The sequence below is a fragment of the Microlunatus kandeliicorticis genome (genome assembly GCF_014137855.1).
Classification (GTDB): domain Bacteria; phylum Actinomycetota; class Actinomycetes; order Propionibacteriales; family Propionibacteriaceae; genus Microlunatus; species Microlunatus kandeliicorticis.
Window position 1 is genome coordinate 104,818 of sequence record NZ_JACGWT010000006.1, and the last position, 22,900, is coordinate 127,717.

At 73.2% G+C, this 22,900-nt stretch carries 19 protein-coding genes; 9 read left to right on the forward strand and 10 right to left on the reverse strand.

The window, feature by feature from the left end; translation table 11 throughout:
- Positions 1-24: 24 nt before the first annotated feature.
- From FHX74_RS17310 to FHX74_RS17320, 3 genes are all read left to right on the forward strand, one after another.
- Positions 25-456 carry a hypothetical protein gene (locus FHX74_RS17310; RefSeq protein WP_182561458.1) on the forward strand — a complete coding sequence of 144 codons (432 nt, stop codon included), beginning with the start codon at positions 25-27 and terminating at the stop codon, positions 454-456.
- Positions 457-503: 47 nt separating this feature from the next.
- Entirely contained in the window at positions 504-1,403 is a 900-nt protein-coding gene (locus FHX74_RS17315) for a uridine kinase family protein (RefSeq protein WP_182561459.1), read from the forward strand.
- Positions 1,404-1,566: 163 nt separating this feature from the next.
- Complete coding sequence (locus tag FHX74_RS17320) at positions 1,567-2,619, forward strand: LacI family DNA-binding transcriptional regulator (protein WP_328823897.1); 1,053 nt, start codon at positions 1,567-1,569, stop codon at positions 2,617-2,619.
- A gap of 24 nt (positions 2,620-2,643) precedes the next feature.
- Here the strand turns inward: FHX74_RS17320 and FHX74_RS17325 are convergent, their stop codons facing one another.
- Positions 2,644-3,279, reverse strand: a complete 636-nt coding sequence (locus FHX74_RS17325) for an LON peptidase substrate-binding domain-containing protein (protein WP_182561461.1) — start codon at positions 3,277-3,279, stop codon at positions 2,644-2,646.
- 112 nt (positions 3,280-3,391) lie between these two features.
- On the opposite strand from FHX74_RS17325, the gene FHX74_RS17330 reads away from it, so the two are divergent.
- Entirely contained in the window at positions 3,392-4,288 is an 897-nt protein-coding gene (locus tag FHX74_RS17330; RefSeq protein WP_328823898.1) for a DUF3097 domain-containing protein, read from the forward strand.
- 10 nt (positions 4,289-4,298) lie between these two features.
- On the opposite strand, the gene hemW is transcribed toward FHX74_RS17330, so the two are convergent.
- Complete coding sequence (hemW, locus tag FHX74_RS17335) at positions 4,299-5,516, reverse strand: radical SAM family heme chaperone HemW (protein WP_182561462.1); 1,218 nt, start codon at positions 5,514-5,516, stop codon at positions 4,299-4,301.
- Positions 5,516-6,421: an NADP-dependent oxidoreductase gene (locus FHX74_RS17340; protein WP_328823899.1), complete on the reverse strand. Its 906-nt coding sequence runs from the start codon at positions 6,419-6,421 to the stop codon at positions 5,516-5,518. The genes hemW and FHX74_RS17340 overlap by 1 nt, the downstream gene beginning before the upstream one ends.
- A gap of 66 nt (positions 6,422-6,487) precedes the next feature.
- Here FHX74_RS17340 and FHX74_RS17345 point away from each other — a divergent pair, with 66 nt between their 5' ends.
- From FHX74_RS17345 to FHX74_RS21205, 4 genes are all read left to right on the forward strand, one after another.
- The gene (locus FHX74_RS17345) at positions 6,488-7,780 is read left to right on the forward strand and encodes an ABC transporter substrate-binding protein (RefSeq protein WP_182561463.1); all 1,293 of its coding nucleotides are present in this window, start codon (positions 6,488-6,490) and stop codon (positions 7,778-7,780) included.
- Complete coding sequence (locus tag FHX74_RS17350) at positions 7,780-8,739, forward strand: carbohydrate ABC transporter permease (protein ID WP_182561464.1); 960 nt, start codon at positions 7,780-7,782, stop codon at positions 8,737-8,739. Before FHX74_RS17345 ends, FHX74_RS17350 begins: the two co-directional genes overlap by 1 nt.
- Before the next feature lie 13 nt (positions 8,740-8,752).
- A complete protein-coding gene (locus tag FHX74_RS17355) occupies positions 8,753-9,580 on the forward strand; it encodes a carbohydrate ABC transporter permease (protein ID WP_328823900.1) in 828 nt (275 codons plus the stop codon).
- Positions 9,581-9,654: 74 nt separating this feature from the next.
- Positions 9,655-10,884, forward strand: coding sequence for a cytochrome P450 (locus FHX74_RS21205; protein ID WP_182561465.1), 1,230 nt, complete (start codon positions 9,655-9,657; stop codon positions 10,882-10,884).
- Positions 10,885-10,895: 11 nt separating this feature from the next.
- Here the strand turns inward: FHX74_RS21205 and FHX74_RS17365 are convergent, their stop codons facing one another.
- The 5 genes from FHX74_RS17365 to FHX74_RS17385 form a co-directional block, all read right to left on the reverse strand.
- Entirely contained in the window at positions 10,896-11,573 is a 678-nt protein-coding gene (locus FHX74_RS17365; protein WP_182561466.1) for a hypothetical protein, read from the reverse strand.
- A 44-nt stretch (positions 11,574-11,617) separates the two neighbouring features.
- Entirely contained in the window at positions 11,618-13,732 is a 2,115-nt protein-coding gene (locus tag FHX74_RS17370) for a translation factor GTPase family protein (protein ID WP_328823901.1), read from the reverse strand.
- A 159-nt stretch (positions 13,733-13,891) separates the two neighbouring features.
- Positions 13,892-15,052: an alpha/beta hydrolase gene (locus tag FHX74_RS17375; RefSeq protein WP_182561467.1), complete on the reverse strand. Its 1,161-nt coding sequence runs from the start codon at positions 15,050-15,052 to the stop codon at positions 13,892-13,894.
- Positions 15,053-15,163: 111 nt separating this feature from the next.
- A complete protein-coding gene (gene lepA, locus FHX74_RS17380) occupies positions 15,164-17,026 on the reverse strand; it encodes a translation elongation factor 4 (protein WP_182561468.1) in 1,863 nt (620 codons plus the stop codon).
- A 53-nt stretch (positions 17,027-17,079) separates the two neighbouring features.
- The gene (locus tag FHX74_RS17385; RefSeq protein WP_182561469.1) at positions 17,080-18,672 is read right to left on the reverse strand and encodes an LLM class flavin-dependent oxidoreductase; all 1,593 of its coding nucleotides are present in this window, start codon (positions 18,670-18,672) and stop codon (positions 17,080-17,082) included.
- A 127-nt stretch (positions 18,673-18,799) separates the two neighbouring features.
- On the opposite strand from FHX74_RS17385, the gene rpsT reads away from it, so the two are divergent.
- Entirely contained in the window at positions 18,800-19,063 is a 264-nt protein-coding gene (gene rpsT, locus FHX74_RS17390; RefSeq protein WP_182561470.1) for a 30S ribosomal protein S20, read from the forward strand.
- Positions 19,064-19,195: 132 nt separating this feature from the next.
- On the opposite strand, the gene holA is transcribed toward rpsT, so the two are convergent.
- Positions 19,196-20,176, reverse strand: coding sequence for a DNA polymerase III subunit delta (gene holA / locus FHX74_RS17395; protein WP_182561471.1), 981 nt, complete (start codon positions 20,174-20,176; stop codon positions 19,196-19,198).
- Between the two features lie 113 nt (positions 20,177-20,289).
- Positions 20,290-22,752, reverse strand: coding sequence for a ComEC/Rec2 family competence protein (locus FHX74_RS17400; RefSeq protein WP_182561472.1), 2,463 nt, complete (start codon positions 22,750-22,752; stop codon positions 20,290-20,292).
- Positions 22,753-22,900: the final 148 nt, after the last annotated feature.

Consider the following 22,900-nt stretch of genomic DNA (forward strand, 5'->3'; position numbering starts at 1 on the left):
GCCGTGTCCCGCAGGATCTCGACCATGATCGTCGGTCTGTCCGCCACCGCCGCGCTCGCCCTCGGCGGCTGCTCGGGGACCTCGACCGGCAGGGAGTCCCGGGCGACGCCGGTGGCCGCGCCGGCGAGCGCGAGCAGCCCGGCGGACGCACCGTCGAGCAGCGCGGCCAGTCCGTCCGGCGACGCGTCCACCGCGGGCTCCTCCGGCGGCGACAGCACCGGCAAGCCGTCGAAGGGCGAGATCGTCGACGGGCTGACGAAGTTCTACACGACCAAGCAGAACCTCTCGCAGACCAAGGCGAAGAAGTTCGCCACCTGCATGGTCGACAAGATGTACGACAAGGCGAGCGCCAAGAGCCTGCGGGCGATGGAGGCCGGCGACCCGAGCCAGCTCGACCCGGCCGACGCCTCGCTGCTGACCTCCTCGGCCGGAGCCTGCGCCAGCATCCTGCAGTGACCGCCGGAGGGCGGCCTCGATCCGGGCCGCTGCCCTAGGCTCGCACGATGCGGGTACCCGAGGGCTCGAGCGAGCCGGTCGTCGAGAGCTGGGCCGAGGTCGACGTCGCCGAGCTGCTCGGCCACCTCGGCCTCGAACCCGGCGGACCCGGGACCCGGGTGCTCGCGGTCGACGGGCGGAGCGGGGCGGGCAAGTCGACCACCGCGGCCCGGCTGGCCCGGCTGGTCCCCGGCTCGGCGGTGGTGGCCACCGACGACATCGCCTGGAACCTGGCGATGTTCGACTGGACGCGCGAGCTGATCACGCACGTCGTCGAGCCCGTCCGGGCCGGTCAATCGGTCGCCTACCGGCCGCCCGGGTGGGTCGCGCACGACCGGCCCGGGGCGGTCCGGGTCGAGCCGGCCCGGTCGCTGCTGATCATCGAGGGCGTCGGCAGCGCCCAGCGGGCGATGAGCGCCGTGCTCGACGCCGCGGTCTGGGTGCAGTCCGACCGGGAGGCGGCGCGGGCGGCCGGGCTGGCCCGCGACGTCGCCAGCGGGGTGAACGGCGACCCGGACGGAGCCGCGGCGTTCTGGGACCAGTGGGAGGCCGAGGAGCTGCCGTTCCTCGAACGCGAACGTCCCTGGGAGCGCGCCGGAGCGATCCTCGCCGGCGTCCCGCTCGGCTCGCCCGACCGGCTGCTCTGGCGCCCGGCCGCCCGTCCCGGCCTCGCACCCCCGCCGCCACCCGGGCTGGATCCCCGGACGTTCGTGGTCGGCGACGCGGTCTTCGTGGTCACCCGGGTGCCCGGCTCGTCCGGCGGCTACCAGGCCGACTGGACCAACCACCCCGACGGCTACGGCTTCGGCTGGTCCGGTCCCGGACCGCTGGACGACGAGGCGATCACCGCGCAGCTGCGGGACTTCCTCGACCAGGTCGACCCGGAGACGGGCTTCCTGCGCGACTGAGCAGCCGGCCGCCCGGGACGATCCGGGCCGATCGGGCCAGGGTCGGTACCGTGGGCCCTCGGACCGGTGCCGGAGCAGAGCAGGGGCAGAGCCGGTGTCAGTGCCGATGTCAAAGCCGGTGTGTCAGTGCCGGTGTCGGAGCCGGGAGGAGAGAGGAGGGTCAGTGACCGCGACTACCCGGGCCAAGGTGACGATCAAGACCCTCGCCCACGAGCTGGGCGTCTCCCCCGCGACCGTCTCGAACGCCTACAACAAGCCCGACCAGCTCTCCGAGGAGCTGCGGATCCGGATCCTGGCCAAGGCCGAGGAGCTCGGGTACGGCGGCCCCAGTGCGGCGGGCCGGTCGCTCCGCAGCGGCAAGGCCAACGCGTTCGGGGTGATGTTCGTCGGCCGGCTCTCCTACGCCTTCTCCGACCCGTTCGCCGCGGTGTTCCTCGGTGGGCTGGCCGGTGCGGTCGAGGAGACCGGGATCTCGATCGCCCTGCTGCCGGTGCTCGGCACCGCCGACGACCCGGACATCACCAGCGTCCGGCAGGCCAACATCGACGGCCTGGTGACGATGTGCGTCGAGCTCGACCACCCGGCCGTCCAGCTCACCCGCGCCCGCGGGCTGCCGGTGGTCAGCACCGACGTGACCGACGAGCCGGACGCCTGGTGGGCGGCGATCGACGACGAGCAGGCCGGCGCCGACCTCGGCGCGCACCTGGCCGGCCTCGGCCACCGCGAGATCGCCGTCGTCGTCGACACCCATCGTCCGGTCAGCACCTCGGCTCGGCTGATCGCGCCCGCGGAGGTGCTCGAGACCGACGCCCGCGCACGGCTCGCCGGGCTGCAGCGCGCGATGCCCGGCGCCCGGATCGACGTGATCGCCGCCGGCCACAACGCCGTCGAGTCCGGCCGGGTGGCCGGCGGGTTCGCCCTCGACGGCCTCCCGAGCCGGCCGACCGCCGTGGTCTGCCTCAGCGACGTGCTGGCCCTCGGCGTGCTCGACACCCTCCGCGCCCGCGGGCTGCGCGCCCCCGACGACCTGTCGGTCTGCGGTTTCGACGACGTGCCGGCCGCGGCCGAGGCCGGTCTGACCACGATCCACCAGCCGATCGAGGAGAAGGGCCGTCAGGTCGGGCTGCTGCTGCTCGACCTCGACTCGCCGCAGCGCCAGGTGCTGCTGCCGCACGAGCTGGTCGTCCGGGCCAGCAGCGGGTCCGCCCCGCGCTGAGCTCCGGCCCGCCACCGGTCCCGCTCAGCCCTCGGGCGGCTCGGGCGGCTCGGCCGCGGCGATCCGCAACAGCTCGACGCCGGCGGTGGCCTGCTCGGCGACCTCCTCGCAGAGCGCCCGCAGGTTGTCGGCGCGGAGCAGCCGGTAGGCGTCCAGCGGGCCGGCCGGGATGATCCCGGCGAGCTGCCAGCACCGCGACCGCGGGTCGTCGTCGAGCTCGATGTCGGCCGGGTAGCCGAGGTCGGTGAACTCGCTCGCCTCGGCCAGGCAGCGCCGCACCGTGCGTTCGGTGGTCTCGAGCACCGGCCGCCAGGCGTCGTCCCAGCCGAGCGGCTCGAGCCGGCGGACCCGCGCCTTCGGGTACGGGACCTCCTCCAGCCACTCCTCGACGACGATCCGGTCCTGGCCGACGGCGAGCATCTCGAGCGAGTCCGGGCCGGGTTGCAGGGTCTGGATCCGGGCGACCGTCCCGTGGTCGAAGCGGTGGTCGCCGCCGCCGACCTCGAAACCGCGCTCGATCAGCACCACGCCGAACTCGGTCTCCTGCCGGTCGAGCATCTCGAGCATCATCTGCAGGTAGCGGGGTTCGAACACCCGCAGGCCGAGCGGCATGGTCGGGTAGAGCACCGATCCGAGCGGGAACATCGGCAGCACGGTCACGGGGTCAACTCAAGCAGCCCGGCGGTCGGTCGCGCACGCCGCGGTCGGCGCGGGCGAGACGTCGGCGGTGTGTCGGGACGGGCCGACGGACTCGCGTCCGTAGGCTCGGTCGGTGAGCGATCCGCGCGGCCGACAGGGTTCGATCGACCGGTACGGCAGCGACGTGCTGGCGGCCGGCTGGCAGCGCGACGGCAGCCATGCGCTCCGCAAGCAGAGCGTCGACGAGCCGCTGGCCGTGGGGCTCGTGGTCGAGGACGCGACCAGCGGGTTCTGCGGTGCGGTGGTCCGCTGGGAGAACGGCGTGGTGCTGCTCGAGGACCGGCACGGCAAGCGGCGGGGGTTCGGCATCGGGCCCGGTTTCCTGCTCGACGGCCGCCCGGTCCGGCTGGTGCACCCCCACCGCGTCCCGGACCGGCTCAAGCCGCCCGCGCGCGACGCCTCCGGCTCGGTGGCCGCACCGACCGGCCGAGCCCGGACCGCACTGCCGAGCCGGATCTACGTCGAGGGCCGTCACGACGCCGAGCTGGTGGAGAAGATCTGGGGCAACGACCTGCGCCACGTCGGTGTGGTGGTCGAGTACCTCGGCGGCGTCGACGACCTGCCCGCGGTGGTCGAGGAGTTCGCCCCCGAGCGCGGGCGCCGGCTCGGCGTGCTGGTCGACCACCTGGTGCCGGGCAGCAAGGAGTCGCGGATCGTCGACCGGCTCGCCGGGAGCCGGTGGTCGGAGTTCGTGCTGGTCACCGGGCACCCGTTCATCGACATCTGGGAGGCGGTCCGGCCGGCCGCGGTGGGGATCCCCGCCTGGCCGCAGGTCCCCAAGGGCACCGACTGGAAGCACGGCGTCTGCGCGGCCCTCGGCTGGCCGCACGCCGACCAGGCCGACATCGCCCGCGCCTGGCAGCACGTCCTGGGCCGGGTGAACCGCTGGACCGACCTCGAACGGCCGCTGCTCACCCAGGTGGAGACGCTGATCGACTTCGTCACCCAGGACCACCCGGTCGGCGACTGAGCGCGGCGCCTCAGTCGAGCAGGTCGCGGATCACGCCGTCGGCCAGCAGCCGGCCCGGCGCGGTGAGCACCAACCGGTCCGCGGTCTCGGTCAGCAGCCCGCGGGCGACGAAGTCCGGGACGCGGGCGGACTCGCGCGCCGTCAGCACACCGCGGTCCAGGCCGTCGGCCAGCCGCAGCTCGAGCAGCACCCGCTCGACCCGCCGGTCGTCGGCGCTGAGCTGTTCGCGGGCCTGGGCGGGCGAGGTCCCTCCGCCGAGCCGGGTCGCGTAGCTGCGCGGGTGCTTGACGTTCCACCAGCGCACCCCGCCGACGTGGCTGTGCGCCCCCGGTCCGATGCCCCACCAGTCACCGCCGGTCCAGTAGAGGAGGTTGTGCCGGCAGCGCGCGGACGGGTCGGTGGCCCAGTTGCTGATCTCGTAGTTGGCGTAGCCGGCCTCCGTGAGCACCTGCTCGGCCAGCTCGTACTTGTCGGCCAGGTCGTCGTCGTCGGGCATCGGCAGCTCGCCGCGGCGGATCCGGGTGTGCAGCCGGGTGCCGGGCTCGACGATCAAGGCGTACGCGCTGACGTGGTCGGGGCCGGCGGCCACCGCCGCCTCCAGGCTGCGGCGCCAGTCGTCGAGCGACTCCCCCGGGGTGCCGAAGATCAGGTCGAGGCTGGTGTGCGCGAAGCCCGCCGCCCGGGCCTGCGCCACCACCTCGGCCGCCCGGCCGGGCGTGTGCACCCGGTCGAGGGTGGCCAGCACTTCGGGCACCGCCGACTGCATGCCGAACGAGATCCGGGTGAACCCACCCGCCCGCAGCGTCTCGAGCCCCTCGGGTCCCACCGATTCCGGGTTGGACTCCGTGGTCAGCTCGGCGTCCGACGCGAACCCGAACCGCTCGCGCACCCCGGCCACGAACCGCACCAGGTCGCCGGCCGGCAGCAGGGTCGGCGTGCCGCCACCCACGAAGAGGGTCGACACCGCGGGCGCCCGGTCGCCGAGCACCCGATCGGCGAGCGCCAGCTCGGTCAGGGCGGCGTCGACGTAGTCGTCGCGGTTCGCACCGGGCTCGGTGCCGAGCTCGGCGGCGGTGTAGGTGTTGAAGTCGCAGTACCCGCACCGGGTGCGGCAGTAGGGCACGTGCAGGTAGATCCCGAAGGGCCGGGCGCCGAGCTCGGCGAGCGCGTCGTCCGGCAGCGACCCGTCGGCCGGAGCCGGATCGCCCGGGGGCAGCGTCGACGGCATCAGGGCAGCAGCACGACCTTGCCGCGGACGTGACCCTCGGCGACCAGCGCGAACGCGTCGGAGGCCTGCACCAGCGGGTACTCCTTCTCGATCGGGATGGTCAGCCGGTCGGCCAGCGCGGCCACCGCGGCCAGCGAGGTCGCAGCGTCGGTGACCCCGTCCCCGCCACCGGTCACCCGGGCCCCGTGGGCCGGGGCGTCGAAGTTGGCGATGCTGACCACCTGCTCCGGGCGCGGGGCCAGCGACACCAGCACCTCGGCGGGGGTCTTGCCGACCACGTCGAAGACCGCGGTCACCTCGCCGAGACCCTGCTCGGCGCGCACGGCGGCCACCCGGTCGGCCAGCCCGTCGCCGTAGCGGACCGGGATCGCGCCGAGCGAGCGGAGGTAGTCGTGGTTGCGGTCGCTGCCGGTGGCGATCACGGTGGCGCCGCGGGCGACGGCGAGCTGCACCGCGAAGGTGCCCACCCCTCCGGCCCCGCCGTCGACGAGCACCACGTCACCCGCCGAGACCCCGAGCAGCGAGAGCCCGCGGTCGGCCGTCTCGCCGGCCACGCCGGCGGCCGCCGCCTCGGCCCAGCTCCACACCGCGGGCTTGCGGGCCGCGGCGGTGAGCACCGCCCGGACCGCGTGGGTCTGCTGACCGAGTCCGAACACCTCGTCGCCGGCCGCCAGGTGGTCGACCCCCTCGCCGACCGCGAGCACGACACCGGCCGCGTCGTAGCCGGTGCCCGCGGGCAGCTCGACCTCCCCGAAGCTGCCGGCCACCCGCTTGACGTCGGCCGGGTTGACGCTGGCCGCCCGCACCTCGATCAGCACCTGGCCCGCGCCGGCCTGCGGCTCGGGCCGGTCGCCGAGATGGAGGACGTCGGGATCCCCGGTCTCCTCGAACACCACAGCCTGCACGTCCGCACTCCTTTCGTCGGGGCCACCTCACGGACAGTCCGTAGGCCCTGAACTACGCTCCGAAACATGTCTATTCCCGGACCGGTCCCCCGGCGCCGTTTCCTCGCCCTCGGTGGCGGCCTGGCCGCCGCCGCCGCGCTGACCGCCTGCGGCTCCAACACCGGCCGTCCGTCGTCGGGCGGCGCGAGCGGCGGGTCGTCCGGCGGCGGCCCGACGCTGACCCAGTGGTACCACCAGTACGGCGAGGACGGCGTCGAGGACGCCGTCAAGCGGTACGCGGCGGCCTACGACAAGGCGAAGATCGAGGTCGTCTGGAACGTCGGCGACTACGAGAAGGCGGTCGGCGCCGCGCTGCTCACGCAGAAGAAGCCGGACGTCTTCGAGTACGGCAACGGGCCCACCCTCGACATGATCAGCGCCAACCAGGTGCTGGACCTGACCGAGCAGATCAGCTCGGCCAAGGACGACTTCCCGGCCTCGGTGCTCGCGCCGATGACCTGGAAGGACAAGGTCTGGGCGGTCCCGCAGACCATCGACATGCAGATGCTCTACTACCGCAAGTCGATGCTGTCCAAGGCCGGCCAGCAGCCGCCGCAGACCTTCGACGAGCTGATCAGCGTGGCCAAGGCGGTCGCCACCAAGAGCGTCGGCGGGTTCTTCGCCGGCAACGACTCCGGCTTCGGGGTGCTGGCCAACCTGATGATCTGGTCGGCGGGCGCCGAGCAGATCAACAGCAGCAACGACGGCCCGGGCTTCGTCACCTCCGCGGTCGCAGCCGGGCTCGAGCAGTACCGGGCGCTCAAGGAGTCCGGCGGACTGCTCGGCAGCGCCTCGGGCGACTGGTCGGCACCGGACCCCTTCGTCAACGGCGAGTGCGCGATGATGTGGAACGGCCTGTGGAACATGCCGATCTTCACCAGCGAGCTCAAGGACGACTTCGGCGTCATCCCGTTCCCCAAGATCGGCAGCGGCGGCCGGCAGGCGGTCCCAATCGGCGCGTTCGCCTCCTGCGTGACCGCCCAGGGCACCAACCCGGACGCGGCCAAGGAGTTCGTCCGCTGGCTCTGGGTGGACAACACCGCCGACCAGCTCGACTTCTCCACCAAGTACGGCTTCCACATCCCGGCGCGCAAGAGCCTGGTGGCCAAGGCGACCAACCTGACCCAGGGCCCGGCCAAGGACGCGGTGAGCTTCGTGGAGCCGCTCGGCCACGGCCCGAGCCAGCTCTGGACACCGGCCACCAGCGACGCCTTCCTGGCCGCGTTCAGCAACGTCGTGCTCAAGGGCGCGGACGCGCAGAAGCAGCTCGCCTCGGCCGGTGAGACCTGCACCAAGGAGATCAAGAGGCTGACCAGCTGATGAGCGCGGCCGTGGTGCCGCGTCCGGACGTGGTCGAGAACCGACCCGGGGTCCGGGCGCGGCGCCGGCACCGGGCGCTGTGGTTCTGGATCTTCACCGGGCCGTTCTTCGCCGGGCTGATGATCTTCATCTACATCCCGATCGTCTGGAGCATCTACCTCAGCTTCTTCGACGCCCGGAACACGGTCACCCCGACGAAGTTCGTCGGCCTGGCCAACTACACCTACCTGCTCACCGACCCCACGTTCCTGCGCAGCCTGGGGACGTTCGTGGTGTTCGCGGCCTTCATCATCCCGGTCACCTGGGCCAGCTCGCTCGGGCTGGCGCTGCTGCTCAACCGGGTGCGGGTGGCCAAGGCCTTCTTCCGGTCGGTCTTCTTCCTCCCCACCGCCTGCTCCTACGTGATCGCGGCGATGATCTGGCGGCTGTCGATCTTCAACGGCGCCCGGTTCGGCCTGATCAACATCGCGATCCGCGCCCTCGGCGGCGACGACGTCAACTGGCTGGGCGGGGACGGCTACTGGTACTGGGTGGCGCTGGTCAGCCTGCGGCTGTGGCTGCAGGTCGGGTTCTACATGATCTTGTTCGTGGCCGGGCTGCAGCGGATCCCGGCCGACACCTACGAGGCCGCGGCGCTCGACGGTGCCACCGGCTTCCGGGTGTTCCGGTTCATCACCCTGCCGCAGCTGCGCTCGACCTCGGCCGCGGTGCTGCTGCTGGTGCTGATCGCGGCGTTCCAGGCGTTCGACGAGTTTTACAACAGCCTGATCACCGTCGGTGGCTACCCGCCGTACGCCAAGCCGCCGCTGGTCTACCTCTACCTGATCTCGCTCGGCGGGAACAGCCAGGACCTCGGGCTGGGCAGCGCGGGGACGATCATCCTGACGATCATCATCGCCTTCGTCGGGCTGCTGCAACTGCGGTTCTTCGGGCTCGGACGCAAGGAGGACCGGGCATGAGGGGGCTGACCTCGTGAGGGAACGCACCGCGACGATGGCGCTGCGCTATCTGGTCCTGATCCTGCTGGCCATCGTCTTCCTGATCCCGTTCTACGTGCTGCTGCGCAACGCGTTCTCCACCCAGCAGAACATCGCGGCGGCCACCTGGCACTGGCTGCCCGACAACGTCGGGCTCTCCGGGCTGACCGACCTGTTCGGCAACAGCAACGTGCCGATCGCCCGGTCGCTGCTCAACTCGGTGGTGGTCAGCGTGGTGCAGACGGTGGCCACGGTGATCATCTCGGCCCTGGCCGGTTACGGCCTGGCCCGGATCGACCACAAGGCCGCACGGCTGGTGCTGGTGATGACCGTGCTCACCCTGATGGTGCCCGCCGCGGTGACGTTCATCCCGAGCTTCGTGATGGTCTCGAGCCTCGGCTGGATCTCCTCGCTGAGAGGTCTGATCGTGCCCGGGCTGTTCAGCGCGTTCGCCACCTTCCTGTTTCGGCAGTTCTTCCTCGGCTTCCCGCACGAGCTCGAGGAGTCCGCGCAGATCGACGGCGCCGGCTACTGGCGGACGTTCTGGCGGGTGGTGATGCCGAACACCTTCGGCATCTGCGCCGCGGTGGGGACCATCGTGTTCATCGGCAGCTGGAACGCGTTCCTCTGGCCGCTGCTGATCGGTCAGGACGACGCCCACCGGACCATCCAGGTGGCGCTCAGCCAGTTCCTCACCTCGCAGCGGATCCTCTATCCGCAGCTGTTCCTGGGCTCGTTGGTCTCGATGATCCCGGTGCTGCTGGTGTTCGTCTTCCTCCAGCGCTACCTGGTGCAGGGGGTCGAGCGGTCGGGCATCGACTAGGGCGCACACTGGATGCATCGGCGGGATAGGCAATCCGCCGGTCCGTCGTGCCCGACCCGAGGAGGCTCACCCCCGTGACCAGCGCCGAGATCAGCACCGAGCTGCCGCAGCTGCCGTTCGACCAGCCGAACGCGCTCGAGGTCGCCCCGGAGTGGGGGCTGCTGCGGGCGCAGGCACCGCTCGTCGACGTCCGGACGCCGGTGGGCGACCGGGTCTGGCTGGTCACCCGCTACGAGGCCGCCCGCGAGATCTGGTCGGACCCCCGCTTCGGCCGCAGCCACCCCGAGCCCGAGCGTGCGGCCCGGCTGTCCGAGGCCGCGGTGATGGGCGGCGCCGCGGACAACTACGCCACCGAGCAGGCCGACCACACCCGGATGCGGAAGCTGCTGGTGCCGGCTTTCTCGGCCAAGCGGATGCGTGCGCTCGAGGCGCGGGTGCAGGAACTGGTCGACGGCTGTGTCGACGACCTGGTCGCCGCGCGGGAACGCGCTCTGAGCGACGGGGACGGCACCGTCGACCTGCACGCCCGGCTGTCGTTCCCGCTGCCGGTGCTGGTGATCTGCGAGCTGCTCGGCGTGCCCTTCGCCGACCGGGCGCACTTCAGCGAGCTGTCGGACCGGATGAGCCGGCTCGACGGGGGCGACGACGCCCAGGCGGCCCGGGCCGAGTTCGTCGCCTACGTCGGCGGGCTGGCCGAGCAGAAGCGCCGGGACCCGCAGCCGGACGTGATCAGCGACCTGGTGGCCGCGCAGCAGGCCGACCCGCGCTTCGACGACCTCGCGGTGGCCAAGCTGGCCACCGGGCTGCTGTTCGCCGGGCACGAGACCACCGTGACCCGGATCGACTACGGGATGGTGCTGCTGCTGACCCGGCCCGAGGCGTACCGGCGGCTGGCCGAGGAGCCGGGCAGCGTCGACGGCACGGTCGAGGAGATCCTCCGGCTCGCCGCGCCGGGCGGGCTCGGCGTGCTCCGGTACGCCCACGAGGACGTCCGGCTCGGGGAGCAGCGGATCGCCCGCGGCGACGCGGTGGTGCTCAGCCCGACCGCCCCGAACCGCGACCCGGCGGTCTTCGAGCGGCCCGGGGAGTTCGACCCGACCCGCTCACCCAACCCGCACCTCGGCTTCGGCCACGGCGCACACTTCTGCATCGGCGCGAGCCTGGCCCGGACCGAGCTGCGGACCACCGTCGCCACCCTCGCCCGGCGGCTGCCCGACCTGCGGCTCGCCGTGCCGGTCGACGCGCTCGAGCTGCGCAGCAGCCAGTTGACCGGCGGGCTGGTGGCCCTCCCGGTGCGCTGGTGAGCTGATCGGGCTCAGTCGACCAGCTCGCGACCGGAGGCTGCCCGCCAGACGACGTGGTCGAGAACGCGGGCGCTCACGCCGAGGTGGTCCGCGGTCGCGGTCACCAGCGCGACGGCGTCATCCCTGGTGATCGAGCGGCCGAGCGTGTCACCGAGAAAGCGCAGCACCATCCGGTCGGGCTTCACCGACGGCAGCCCGGCGAGGATCAGCAGGTAGTTGTAAGTGACGCCCGAGCTCTGGCTGGGCAGCCGCTTCCAGCCCGTGTGGACCGGGTTATCGGTCGGGCTCGGACGGACGACGGCAACCAGGTCCTGGACGGTGTCGATCGCGAGACCGGTCATCAGCTGCGCCGCCTGCTGCACGACTTCGGCCTTGAGCGGTGCGCCCGGTCTGGTGTTCGCGGGCTTGACGTTGCCGGCCACCTCCCGTGCCCACGCCTGCGGACCACCGACGGCGTCGATCGACTCCAGCAGGCCGCGAGCGCCGTCAGCCGAACCGCGCTTCTCCCGGTACCGATCGACCACCTTGACGACCGAGGCGTAGTGCGAACCAGTCGAGTAGACCGAGTCGATGATGCACAGCGCCAGGCTGTCCGGGTAGCCCGGAGGTGCCTCCCAGACGTGCGGGTCACCGAGATGCTGCTCGCAGTAGCTGACGAGGGCTGTGACGTCGGACGGGTCGGAGGTCACGGGGGCTCCTTCTGTGAGGGGGAGCCCTCATCCTGCCGGACGGCTCACCGCGCGTCCTCGGTCCCGGTGTCGACCCGGCGGAGCACCTGGAGCAGGTAGTCCTTGCGCCGGTAGGCGTCCGGTCGTCGGCGCGGTCGCCGCGGCGCCGGTCCGCTGGTGACCGGGGCGTAGCGGGCGAAGGTGGTCTCGAGCAGCCCGGTCCCCCGGGTCAGCCCGGGCAGCCGCCGACGAACCTCCTGCACCCGCGCCGCCGGGACCTCTCCCTCGACCCGGCACCAGTGGCGGGCGTCGACCACCGGGGCCCATGGCACCGCCTCGTGCGCGACCAGCACCGGCAGCACCGCCCCGAGCACGTCGGCCGGGAACTCGGCGACGAAGCGGTGCACCGGCTCGCAGACCACCGTGCCCGCCCGGGACACCGCGGCCGCCAGCACCAGCGGGGTCAGCCCGCGGAAGTCGGCTCCGGTGCTGGACATCGACTTGTCGAACTTCTGGTGCGCGTGGCTCTGCCGCGGCAGGTACCGGCTGTGGGTCATCACCACCCGCGCGTCCGGCACCGGCCAGCCGGCCGGACCCTGCTCGAGCTCGGCCCGGACGGTCGCCTCGGTCGCCGCGAAGAACGCGGCCGGCATCGCCCCGAGCTCGACCTCGAGCGCGAACGACACCCCGCTGCCGACGGGAGCCGGCTCGACCCGGAGCCCGACGGTGGCCAGGAACGGGTTGTCCCCGCCGACGTGCTCGACCGCCTCGCCCGTCGCGGCCAGCCGCTCGACGCAGAGCGTCCGGGCCGCCCGGACGTCGACCTCGAGCCCGTAGTCGGCGGCCAGGGTGGCCTCGAGCACCTGCTGCTGGACCTCGCCGTAGAGCGAGACCAGCAGCTCGTCGTCCTGCCGGCGGAACGCGATCAACGGGTCCTGCTCGGCCAGCTCGGTGAGCGCGGCGAACAGCGCTCCGGCCCGGGCCGGATCGCGGGGTGCGACGACCGACTCGAGGGTCGGCGGCTCGAAGGCGGCCGGACCTGCGGCCGTCGCGGCGCGTCCCGGCCGCGCCCCGGCGTCGCCGGAGCCGACCACGTCGCCGATCCGGACCTCGTCGAGCCCGGACACGGTGCCGATCTGGCCGGCGGCCAGCTGCTCGACGGCCACCCGGCCGCCGTCGGCGAACCAGGACAACGCGGTGATCTTGGCCCGGCGCCCGCCGCCCACCCGCACCCGGTCGCGGACCGCCAGCCGGCCCGCGTCCACCCGGACGTAGGCGACCCGTCGTCCGGCCGGGTCCCGCTCGATCTTGAACACCCGGCCCGACGCGGTGGCCCCGCCGTCGTCGGTGGCCGACGGGGCCGGGCTGGCCGGCAGCAGGTCGGGCAGGACGCTCATCAGCTGGTCGACGCCGGCACCGGTGATCGCGGAGCCGTAGAGCAACGGGTGCACCCGACCGGCCCGGCTCTGGCGGCGCAGCGAGGCGAGCACCCGGGCGGGGTCGAGCCGGTCGGGGTCGGCCAGCCAGGCGGTGGCCAGCCGGTCGTCGGCCAGCGACAGCGGCTCGACCAGCGCGGCCCGGTCCGCCGGGTCGACCGGGTCGACCGGGATCGACCGCGCGTCGCGGGTGCCGAGCCCCACGACGCGGGCCAGCGGGACGACCACCACGTCGAGCGCGGCGGCCAGCTCGGCCGCCAGCGCGTCGGCCCGCGCACCGGTGCGGTCGATCTTGTTGACGAAGACCAGCGTCGGGATGCCGAGCCGACGCAGCGTGCGGAGCAGCAGCCGGGTGTGGGCCTGGACGCCCTCGACCGCCGAGACCACCAGCACGGCGCCGTCGAGCACGGTCAGCGCGCGCTCGACCTCGGCGACGAAGTCGTGGTGGCCGGGGGTGTCGATGACGTTGACCGCGACCTCGCCGGGCGGGCGCACGGTCGGCAGCCGGAACGAGGCCACCGCGGCGCGGATGGTGATGCCGCGCGCCCGCTCCAGCGCGAGCGTGTCGGTGGTGGTGGTGCCGTCGTCGACGCGGCCGGGTGCGTCGATGGCGCCGGCCGCGTAGAGCAGCCGTTCGGTGAGGCTGGTCTTACCGGCGTCGACGTGGGCGACGATCCCCAGGTTGAGCGTGGGACGGTCCGGGTCGGAATCGGGAGTGGAGAGGGCTGGGTCGGGCAGCTGCACAGAGGGTCCTGGGCTCGGCGAGATGGGCCTGGTGGATCACCTGTGCTGCTCGCATGCCTCTGAGACCTCTCCGGACGCCTGGTGCGGGTCGCGGAGCAGTGAACCGCTCCGGCCCGCACCGTGGCAACCGGTTTTCGTCCTCCGCCGCCCGGGCGGCGCTCACTTCGCCGGGCGGAACCCCGGGACGTTGGTGCCCAGCCAGTGCAGCGCCTCGGGGAGCATGTCGATCCACACGCTCATCCGGTGGCCGGCGTTCTGCAGCACCTTGGCGGTCACCGCGGTGGGGCTGCGGACGTCGCGGAGGAACTGTCCTGTGGTCGGCCAGCTGTCCCGGTCGGCGTGCGAGGACTCGAGCCAGATGGCCACCGGCGGCGGCGACTTGCGGGCCATGGTCAGCAGGTCGTAGCTGCGGCCCAGCGGGCTGTTCGGCTCGAACGGCCGGTAGTAGGGGCCGAACCACGGCTTGTAGTAGCCGGCCATCACGATCGCCGCCGAGTAGGTGCCGGGGTGGCGCATCGCGGCCATCGCCGCGCACCACCCGCCGGCCGACAGCCCGATCGTCGCCCAGGACTGGCGGTTGGTCCGGACGTGGAAGTGCTGGATCACCCAGTTCGGGACGTCGCTGGTCACCCAGGTCTCGACCTTCGGGTTGCCACCGCCGCCGTTGACGCACTCGGAGTCGACGCCGATCGGCACCTCGGTCTGCGGCGACACGATGATCGGCGCGACCAGCTGGTGCGCGGCGGCGTCGGAGTCGACCGCGTCGCCGAGGTGCAGCACGTTGAGCCACTGCGTCGGCTGGCCCGGGTAGCCCTGGAAGGTCTCCAGCACCGGGTACTCGGTCGCGGACGACTGGTTGTAGCCGGGCGGCAGCTGGACGACGACGGTGCTGGTGATCCCGCTCAGCCGGCCGTGCACCGTGTAGGTGATCCGCGCGCCGGAGCCGGAGCCGGCGCTGGACGGCAGCGCCGGCAGCTTGCGCGGCGCGGTCACGGTGATCGAGCGGCCCTGACCGGGACGGAGCGCGACGGTGGCGGCCTTGGCGGCGTTCCCGCCGCGGCTGATCATGGTCTGCTTGGGGGTGCCGCCGAAGCTGTTGGCCAGGTCGGTCCAGCTGGCGTAGAAGAGGAACTGCTGGTTGAGCAGCACGGCCGCGAGGAAGACCACCAGGACGTTGATCCCGAGGATCCCGAAGATCCGGCCGGCGATCAGGTGCGGGCGGTTGCGGGAGAGCCGCTTCCACCCCACCACCAGGCCGATGATCGCCAACACCGCGACCGTCCCCACCAGGGCGGGAAACGGCCACCCGATCAAGCTCATGTCCTCTGGTCCCCTTGCGTGCTCCGCGCCCCGCCGACTCTGCGCGGCGGGAACCGCGGGACCAAGATCACCCCTCAGACCTGTGCGAAGTCTGAGTGCGCGGACCCTGTCTCAGGAACTCTGCGGACGGGGCTCGGTGGTGGCCAGCGCGGCGACGAACGCCTCCTGCGGGACCTCCACTCGGCCGACCATCTTCATCCGCTTCTTGCCCTCTTTCTGCTTCTCGAGCAGCTTGCGCTTGCGGGTGATGTCACCGCCGTAGCACTTGGCCAGGACGTCCTTGCGGATCGCCCGGATCGTCTCGCGGGCGATCACCCGAGCGCCGATCGCGGCCTGGATGGGCACCTCGAACTGCTGCCGCGGGATCAGCTCCTTGAGCTTCTCGGCCATCATCACGCCGTAGCTGTAGGCCTTGTCCTTGTGGACGATCGCGCTGAAGGCGTCGACCGGGTCGCCGTGCAGCAGGATGTCCACCTTGACCAGGTCGGACGGCTCCTCGGCGGCCGGCTCGTAGTCGAGGCTGGCGAACCCCTTCGTGCGCGACTTGAGCGCGTCGAAGAAGTCGAAGACGATCTCGGCCAGCGGCAGGGTGTAGCGGATCTCCACCCGGTCGGCCGACAGGTAGTCCATCCCCTGCTGGACGCCGCGTCGGGCCTGGCAGAGCTCGAGGATGGTGCCGATGTACTCGGCCGGCGACAGGATGGTCGCCCGGACCACCGGCTCGTAGACGGCGGCGATCCGGCCGTCCGACGGGTACTCCGACGGGTTGGTGACGGTCAGCTCGCGGCCGTCCTCCATCACCACCCGGTAGACCACGTTGGGCGCGGTGGAGATCAGGTCGAGGTCGAACTCGCGCTCGAGCCGCTCGCGGACGATCTCCATGTGCAGCAGCCCGAGGAAGCCGATCCGGAACCCGAAGCCGAGGGCACCGGAGGTCTCCGGCTCGTAGACCAGCGCGGCGTCGTTGAGCTGCAGCTTGTCGAGCGCCTCGCGGAGCTCGGGGTAGTCGGCGCCGTCGATCGGGTAGAGCCCGGCGAAGACCATCGGGTTGGGGTGCCGGTAGCCGCCGAGGTCGGAGCCGGCCGGCCGGACCGCGGTGGTGATGGTGTCACCGACCCGGGACTGCCGGACCTCCTTGACCCCGGTGATCAGATAGCCGACCTCCCCGACGCCGAGGGCCGGGGCCTTGACCGGCTCGGGCGAGATGACACCGATCTCGAGCGCCTCGTGGGTGGTCTTGGTCGACATCATCAGCACCCGGTCGCGGTGCTTGAGCTCGCCGTCGACGACCCGGACGTAGGTGACCACGCCGCGGTAGGTGTCGTAGACCGAGTCGAAGATCAGCGCCCGGGCCGGGGCGTCGGCGTCCCCGACCGGCGCCGGGGTCTGGGCGACGATCTGGTCGAGCAGCTCGGCGACGCCCTCACCGGTCTTGGCCGACACCCGGAGCACGTCCGAGACGTCGCAGCCGATGATGTTGGCCAGCTCCTCGGCGAACTTCTCCGGCTGGGCGCTCGGCAGGTCGATCTTGTTGAGCACCGGGATGATGTGCAGGTCGGCGTCGAGGGCCAGGTAGAGGTTGGCCAGCGTCTGCGCCTCGATCCCCTGCGCCGCGTCGACCAGCAGCACCGCGGCCTCGCAGGCGGCGAGCGAGCGGGACACCTCGTAGGTGAAGTCGACGTGACCAGGGGTGTCGATCATGTTGAGCACGTGGGTGGCGCCGGCGAGGTCGGTCGAGACCTGCCACGGCATCCGGACCGCCTGGCTCTTGATGGTGATCCCGCGCTCGCGCTCGATGTCCATCCGATCGAGGTACTGGGCCCGCATCGCCCGGGCGTCGACGACCCCGGTGAGCTGGAGCATCCGGTCGGCCAGCGTCGACTTGCCGTGGTCGATGTGGGCGATGATGCAGAAGTTCCGGATCAGGGCAGGGTCGGTCCGTCCGACCGGAGGGGTGGCGACCGCGGAACTCACAACGTCCGATCCTGTCACGTTCCGCCAAGCCGGGCCGAATCCCGCACGGCGGGTCAGACCTGCTGCGGGTAGAAGCCGAGCCGGGCCAGCGGCTCGACCAGCTGGTCCTCCTCGTAGGAGAGGTGCGACAGCAGCGTGTCGGTCAGCCGGTCGAGGGCGTCCTGCAGCCCGGTGAAGTCGTCCGGGTGCGCGATGAAGTCGACCAGCCGGGCGTCGAGCAGCTCGAGCACGTCGTGGATGGCGTGGTGCTCGACGGTCAGCCGGTCGAGCACCGGCGCGAGGTCGTCCTCGGCGCGACGGAGGTGCGGGAAGATCGAGGCGTCCTCGAGGCTGTGGTGGCCGGTGACCACCCGGCAGTACTGCGCGCAGTAGGCGCCGAGCGTCCAGTCGTTCTGCCGCATGGTGAGGTCGTTGAGCACCGACCGGGCGGCTCCGGCCTGCATCGTGCCACGGCGGACCTGGTCGAGCACCGAACGGACCTCGGTCAGCTCGCTGCGCAGGTGGTCGTGGACGTCGATCAGGTGCTGACCGACGGCGCGGCCGCGGTCGGTGTAACGGCCGGCGGCGGTGGGGCGCCGGCGCGGGCGGGCGGTCTCGTCCCACGGCAGGTCGTCGGTGAGGAACGCCTCGGGCGGCGGGGTGGGGCGCAGCCCGAGTCGGTCCCACTGCTCGCGCTCGGCCTCCTCGGGCGCCTCGGTGGACGTGTGGTTCGACGTGTCGCTCGCGGTCTCGCTCGCGGTGTGGGTCGAGGTGTCGGACCGGTTGTCGGCGTTCCCGCGGGAACGCTCGGCCTCGACCACCGCGCGGACGGCCGGGGCGATCTCCTCGGCCCACAGTCCGACCGTGGCCGCGTCGTCGGCCGGGACGATGAAGGTGTCGACACCGTCGAGCGCCAGGGCGGCGAGCTGCTCGATCCAGGCCTCGGCCTCCCGCGCGGGGTCGTCGGGCCGGTTGACGTTGAGCAGCCGCCGGACGTCGCGCGGGGACCGGCCGGCGGCGGTGGCGGCCTCGTCGATCGCGGCGTGACCGCGCTCGAGATCGCCGTCGGCCAGGTAGCCCTGCGACGGCAGCCAGCCGTCGGCGACCCGACCGGTCAGGGCGAGCATCCGCGGCTTGTAGGCGCCCAGCCAGATCCCCACCGGGTGCGCCGGCGCCGGGCCGCGCTTGGCGCCGTGGACGCGGTAGTGCTCGCCGTCGACCCGGACGCCGCCGCGCTGGTCGACCGCCCAGGTCTGCCGGATCACCTCGATCGCCTCGGCGAGCGCGGCCACCGACTCGCCCCCTCGGCGGCGGGGGACGCCCATCGCCTCGATCGCCTCCCAGAAGGCGCCCGCGCCGAGCCCGAGCTCGACCCGGCCGCCGGAGAGCAGGTCGAGGCTGGCCACGCTGCGGGCGAGCACCGCGGGTGGGCGCAGCGGCAGGTTGAGCACGTTGCCGGCCAGCCCGATCCGTTCGGTCCGGGCCGCGGCGTAGGCCAGCAGCGTCCAGGTGTCGAGGAACGCGGGCTGGTAGGGATGGTCTTGGAAGGTCAGCAGGTCGAGCCCCGACCGGTCGGCCAGCTCGGCCAGCGCGACCACGGTCTCGGGCTGCGCGGCGGCCGGGGTGACGAAGACACCGAAGCTCAGAGGTCGTCCGTAGTCGGGCACCGGACCATCCTCGCCGGGCCGCGGAGGATTTGGGCCGTCGTGCCACCCACTGGTAACGTGAGCGGTCGCGTCCGGACACGGATGCGACCCGAACACCAGACGACCGAGAAGCTCAGAGGCCTGCTCCGTGGCGAACATCAAGTCCCAGATCAAGCGGATCAAGACGAACGAGGCGTCCCGTCAGCGCAACAAGGCGGTCAAGTCGGCGCTGCGGACCCACGTCCGCCGGTTCCGCGAGGCTGCCGAGGCCGGCGACGCCGAGCTCGCGCAGACCGCGGCTCGCAACGCCAGCCGTGCGCTCGACAAGGCGGTCTCGAAGGGCGTCATCCACAAGAACCAGGCGGCCAACCGCAAGTCGGCCATCGCCGCCCGCGCCGCGAAGATCGGCTGACCCAGCCGGTCCGCTCCGCACACCGTCCCGGTTCCCGCGAGGGGGCCGGGACTTTCGTGTGTCTGGGGACAACGCCCCCGTCAGCGACCCTTGTCGGTGCCCCTCGTCGGCGCACCTCGTCAGCGCATCTCGTCAGCGACGGCTGCGGGCCACCCCGAGCACCGCGCGCTCGAGCGCGAACCCGGCATCGTCGCTGGCGCCCTTGACGTCGGCGTCGGCGGCGGCGACCAGCTGCAGGGCGCTGGCCACCGAACGGGCGTCCCACCCGCGGGCCTGCGCCTTCATGGTCCGCAGCTTCCAGGGCGGTACGCCGACCGCCCCGGCCAGGTCGTTGTCGCGGAGCCCGGAGGGTGCGGAGACCAGCTTGCCCATCCCCCGCAGCCCGCTGGCCAGCGCGCTGGTGACCAGCACCGGCGCCACGCCGGTGGACAGCGCCCAGCGGAGCTGCTCCATCGCCTTCCCGGTCTCGCCCGCCAGCACGGCGTCGGCCACCGCGAAACTGGTCACCTCGGCGCGGCCGCCGAAGTAGCGCCGGACCAGCTTGTCGGTGATCTCGTTCTCCTCCGCGTCGGCGACCAGCTGGGCCACCGCAGAGGCCACCCCGCGCAGGTCGTGACCGACCGCGTCGACGAGCTGCTGCGCGGTCTCCTTGGCGATCCGGCTGCCCTGCCGGCGGGCCTCGGCCACCACGAACTGCGGCAGCTCCCAGGGCTTGAGGCTCGGACAGTCCACGACCTCGACCTTGGCCTTCTTGAGCTTGTCGAGCACGGCCTTGCCCTTCACCCCACCCCCATGGACGAGCACCAGCCCGAGCTCGGCGTCCGGCGCGACGGCGGTGGCCAGCAGCGGCTCGGCCACCTCGGCGGGCAGCTGGGCGAGGTCCCGGACCACCGCCACCCGGGCCGTGGAGAACAGCGACGGGCTGGTGATCTCGGCGAGCCGACCCGGGTCGAGCTCGGCCGCGGTCACCTCGGAGATCTCGACGTCGGGCGCGGACGCCCGGGCCACGGCCAGCCGCTCGGCCACCGCGCGGTCGGCGAGCAGGCCCTCCGGACCGCTGACCAGCACGGTGTGGCCGAACACCGTCGGGGCGGCGGGGCTGCGGCTCGGCATGCCGGTCATCCTGCCACCGGCGACCGACAGCCCCGACCACCTCGCCGGCCCGCTGCTCCGGTGCGGCGTGGCGCGGTGCGCGGTCGTCCGGACGAGGCGGTCCCCGGGTGGCGTCATCCCGGTGGCGCCTGCTTCTGCGCGAGCGCGACCAACCGCCCGCGGTCACGACCGACGGCCACCGAGCCCTGCCGGTCGGTGCGGAGCAGCGTCATGCCGTCGCCCTCGACCAGCCGGACAGTCCGCGGCGCCGGGTGGCCGTAGTCGTTGTGCAGGCCGGCGCTGGCGATGGCCACCGCCGCCCGGCTGGCCGCGATGAACGCCGGATCCTGGTTCGCCGAGCCGTGGTGCGGGATCTTGAGCACGTCGACCGCGAGGGTGCCGCCGGCCGCCTCGGTCGCCGCCAGCACCGCCGCCTGCTGCAGCGGTTCGACGTCGCCGGTCTCGAGCAGGGTCAGCTCGGGGGTGGTCACCCGGACCACCAGGCTCTCCTCGTTCTGCTGCGAGGAGGAGTCCTCGGCGGCGATGGGGCCGAGCAGCGGAAACCGGATCACCGGGCCCACCACGTCGAGCCGGACCGGTCCGACCGCGATCTGCTCGCCGACGGCCGGGACCCGGACCGCGATCCCCCGGCTCGCCGCGGCGGCCGCGACCGCGGCGGCGCCCTCGGGTGGCGACGGATACGGGCAGGTCCAGATCTGGCCGACGCGGCGGCCGGCGAAGACGCCGGTCAGCCCGCCGACGTGGTCGGCGTGGAAGTGGGTGAACACCAACAGCGGGACGGCGCGGACGGCGAGCTGGTCGAGACAGGTCCGCATCGGCGCGGGGTCGGGACCGGCGTCGAAGACGACGGCCTGACCGGCGCCGACCCGCACCACCACCCCGTCCCCCTGGCCGACGTCGCAGGCCACCACCGCCCAGTCCGCGCCCGGCCAGCCCGGGACGACGGCCGGCCGCAGCACCACCACCAGCATCAGCACCGCCACCGCGCCGGTCAGCCAGCGGCTCCGGAGCACCACCGGCATCGCGGTCGCGACGAGCAGGGCGGCGACCGCGAGCAGGGTGATCGCGACCGGCGTGGTCGGCCACGGGGTCGAGGCCCCGGGCAGCCGCGCACCGGCGTGGGCCACCCAGAGGATGAGCTGGGCCGACCAGGCGGCCCCGAACCCCGCGAGCGCGGCGAGCGGCGCGGCCGCCAGCGAGAGCCCGGCCGCGGCGAAACCGAGCACCGTGGCGGGCGCGACCGCGGGCGCGGCGCAGAGGTTGGCGAGGACACCGACCAGGCTGACCCGGCCCGAGAGCACCGCGACCACCGGCAGGGTCGCCAGGTGCGCCGCGACCGGCACGGTGACCGACTCGGCGAGCAGCCGCGGGCACCAGCCGGCGAGCACCTCGGTCCACCGCCGGGCCCAGCAGACGATCCCGCCGCTGGCCAGCACCGACAGCACGAAGCCGTAGGAGGTGGCCAGCCAGGGGTCGACGAGGAGCAGCACCACCGCGGCCAGCGCGAGGTGGCGCAAGGCGCTCTCCCCCGCGCTCAGCCCGAGCGCCACCAGCACCACCAGGCCCATCGCCGCCGCCCGCAGCACGGACGGTTCGCTGCGGCACAGGCCGACGAACACCGCCACGGTCAGCACCGCCAGCGCGCGGAGCCACCACCCGCGTACCCCGAGCCACCGGGCGGCGACGAGGACGAAGGCGAGCAGCAGCGTCAGGTTGGCGCCGGAGACCGCCATCAGGTGGGTGAGCGCGGTGATCCGGAAGTCCTCGCGGAGCGCGTCGGTGACCGCGGAGGTGTCGCCGAGGACCAGCGCCGGGACCAGCGCCCGTTGCTCGGCGGACCGGTGCGCGACCGCGGCCCGGAGCCCGGAACGGACCCGCTCGACCGCGGAGGCGGCCGGTCCTGGTGACCGGACGACCGCGGTCGGGCCACGGATCCGGGCAGTGGCAGCCACCGCGGCCCCGGGGTCGGCGGGCTCGAAGCGCACCGTCGTGGTCAGCTCGGTGCCGAGCGGGGCGCGCTCCCACACGGACAGTGCGTCGCCGGAGACGGTGAGGTCGACGGCAGTACGGGTGCCCCAGCGCTGGCCACGACCGTCGACCTCGCGGACCAGTCCGCGGCGGATCAGGAACGGTGGGCGCACACCGCCGGACCGGACGGTGGGATCGCCGGTCAGCTCGACCCGGACCGTGGCCACCGCGCGCGTCGCGGCGAGCGCGGCCACCGGTGAGGCGTCGAGGGCCTGCCGGTGCAGCAACCCGTCCCCGAACGCCACCGCGAGCGCCACCGCGCTGGCGACCAGCAACCAGCCCAGCCGGCGTGCGCGGCCGGTGACGATCAGCAGCACCGCTGCCAGCACACCGGCGGCCAGCAGCGCCGACAGGGCGAGGGCGAGCGCTCCCCCGAGCGAGGCGCCGGCCCCGCTGACCGCTGCCGCCGCACCGGCCCAGCAGGCGAGGGCGACCGGCACCAGCCGGGCGTCCGGTCGCGCCTTTCGGGCCTTGCGGGCTCTCGGTGGTCGTCGCGAGCGGCGGGCGGGCCGGTCCGCGGTCGACGGGTCGTCCGGGCGGGGTTCCACGACCTCACCCTGGGGTGGTCCACCCGGTTCCGGACGTCATCGGCCCGGGGCTGTGGACGCGGCTCCCGGCGCCCGCCCCGCTGTGGATCAGGGCGAGTGCCGGATCCTCCGGAGGGAGCCGCGTGAGCTGCAGTCGCACGGCGTCGGG

Bases quoted from the DNA above. Each gene is read 5' to 3' on its own strand.
- FHX74_RS17345 (WP_182561463.1), top strand. From the start codon at position 6,488: ATGTCTATTCCCGGACCGGTCCCCCGGCGCCGTTTCCTCGCCCTCGGT.
- FHX74_RS17350 (WP_182561464.1), top strand. From the start codon at position 7,780: ATGAGCGCGGCCGTGGTGCCGCGTCCGGACGTGGTCGAGAACCGACCC.
- FHX74_RS17375 (WP_182561467.1), bottom strand. From the start codon at position 15,052: ATGAGCTTGATCGGGTGGCCGTTTCCCGCCCTGGTGGGGACGGTCGCG.
- FHX74_RS17310 (WP_182561458.1), top strand. From the start codon at position 25: ATGATCGTCGGTCTGTCCGCCACCGCCGCGCTCGCCCTCGGCGGCTGC.
- hemW (WP_182561462.1), bottom strand. From the start codon at position 5,516: ATGCCGTCGACGCTGCCCCCGGGCGATCCGGCTCCGGCCGACGGGTCG.
- FHX74_RS17315 (WP_182561459.1), top strand. From the start codon at position 504: ATGCGGGTACCCGAGGGCTCGAGCGAGCCGGTCGTCGAGAGCTGGGCC.
- holA (WP_182561471.1), bottom strand. From the start codon at position 20,176: ATGCCGAGCCGCAGCCCCGCCGCCCCGACGGTGTTCGGCCACACCGTG.